This window comes from Lishizhenia sp. (assembly GCF_057456495.1).
Genome location: NZ_JBVCPV010000307.1, coordinates 1 through 1,967 on the forward strand (window position 1 = coordinate 1; position 1,967 = coordinate 1,967).

The following is a 1,967-nucleotide window of genomic DNA, read 5'->3' on the forward strand; positions in this document are numbered from 1 at the left end:
CCTGAAATTGCTTTACCTAAAATTAAGATATCTGGCTCGTTGTAAGTAGCTTGCTTTTCACATGTAGATCCACAAGTACAATCTCCACAAACCTCTAATAAACTTCCTGTACGAGCAATACCTGTCTGTACTTCATCAGCGATGAACAAAGCATTGTTTTCTTTACAAAGTTCTCTTGCTTTTGTTAGATAACCTTCAGATGGAACATAAACCCCAGCCTCACCTTGAATAGGCTCCACTAAAAGTCCTGCAACATTTGGCTCCTTTAATGCAGCTTCTAATGCTTCAACATCATCGTAAGGAATACGAATGAAACCTGGTGTGTAAGGACCAAAATTGTCACTCGCTACTGGATCGTTTGAAAAAGAAATAATAGTTGTAGTTCTTCCGTGGAAGTTGTTTTCACAAACAATGATTTTTGCTTCATTCTCAGCGATACCTTTTTTCTCATAAGCCCACTTTCTAGTAATCTTAATCGCCGTCTCCACAGCCTCTGCACCAGAGTTCATTGGCAATACTTTGTCAAAACCAAAGTACTCAGTAACATATTTTTCAAATGGACCTAAGGCGTCGTTATAAAATGCTCTTGACGTTAACGCTAATGTTTGCGCCTGATCTGTCATCGCCTTTACAATCTTTGGGTGACAGTGACCTTGGTTAACTGCAGAATAAGCAGATAAGAAATCAAAGTATTTTTTTCCTTCTACATCCCAAACGTAAACTCCTTCTCCTTTTGCCAAAACTACTGGTAGTGGGTGGTAGTTATGCGCTCCGTGTTTGTCTTCTAATTGGATTAATTCCTCTGATGTTAACTTCTCCATTGTTGTGTTCATTTCTATTTCTTTTTAATCTTCTTCCTCATAAAGTAAGGAAGAAAAAATTCCTAAACCTCCCTATTTTACTCAGAAAATCGGGAATTCAAAAGTAATCATTTTTTTTGGCTTCTCTAAATGTTAACGGATAAGAGTCCTTTTCCATTTATCGTCTATTCATCTACATTCATCGAGACCAAAAATCAGTAATTCCGGTTAACCTTTCATTCATCTAGAAATTCTAGTCATTCGTCAAAATACTATGTATACATCACAATACAGGTATTAATTTTGACATGTATTTTACAATGCGCACAGAGCATTTAAAAATGCTAAACAACAGTAAATGAAAAGACTAATATTTATATTAATATTCTTACCCAACTTACTAGCTGCACAGAGCTCGTGCCCCGGTACTATTACCGATGGAGCGAACAACACCTGTAACGGATCTAGTAATTGTTCTGAAGTATTAGTTTTGAATATGAACCTTGACACTATTTTATCTGTGTATGGCGGTGACTCAACTTTACTTTGCAACACCCCAGGTAATAGTGGTGTAAACTGCGCATCAAATGCCCTAGAGTTTTCTAATTATTATTTATACGATCCTGCAAATCCTAATGGAAACAGTAATAACAATAATAACAATGGAGGCAATGGTGGAAGTGGCGGTTCTGTAGGTTGTTTATACAACGGTGGAGGTGAGTATATAGGTGTTCTTTTCGTTGCACTTACTGATTTCAATGCAGAGATCAATACCACCAACAATACTGTAGAACTTAATTGGGTAACAGCTGCCGAAAAAGACAACGATTACTTTACTTTAAAAAAGTCTACTGACGGGGTTAACTGGATTACCATTGCTAATATTGCGGGAGCGGGAAACTCTGACGAGGAATTAAGCTATAGCTATACAGATACTGAGTTAAATAGTGAAACGGTTTACTACCAGCTTTCTCAAACTGATTTCGATGGAAGTTACCATGAATTCGGAATCATAACAGTAAAAAATCAAACGCAACAAAATTTAATTGCACGTACCAATTTATTGGGTCAGCCTGTGGATGAATTCTACAAAGGAATGGTCATTAAAACATATGCTGATGGTACAACTGAAAAAGTTTTCCAACAATAATGATAGAAGGTTTAAAG

At 36.7% G+C, this 1,967-nt stretch carries 2 protein-coding genes; one reads left to right on the forward strand and one right to left on the reverse strand.

Annotated elements, in window-relative coordinates:
- Positions 1-833: ornithine--oxo-acid transaminase (gene rocD / locus AC22ZQ_RS14370; RefSeq protein WP_318959447.1), on the reverse strand; the 833-nt coding region annotated here is incomplete at its 3' end.
- Positions 834-1,158: 325 nt separating this feature from the next.
- Between rocD and AC22ZQ_RS14375 the strand changes: the two genes are divergently transcribed.
- Positions 1,159-1,950, forward strand: a complete 792-nt coding sequence (locus tag AC22ZQ_RS14375) for a hypothetical protein (RefSeq protein WP_318959448.1) — start codon at positions 1,159-1,161, stop codon at positions 1,948-1,950.
- Positions 1,951-1,967: the final 17 nt, after the last annotated feature.

Excerpts from the sequence above, each read along its gene's own strand:
- AC22ZQ_RS14375 (WP_318959448.1), top strand. The coding sequence starts at position 1,159 with ATGAAAAGACTAATATTTATATTAATATTCTTACCCAACTTACTAGCT.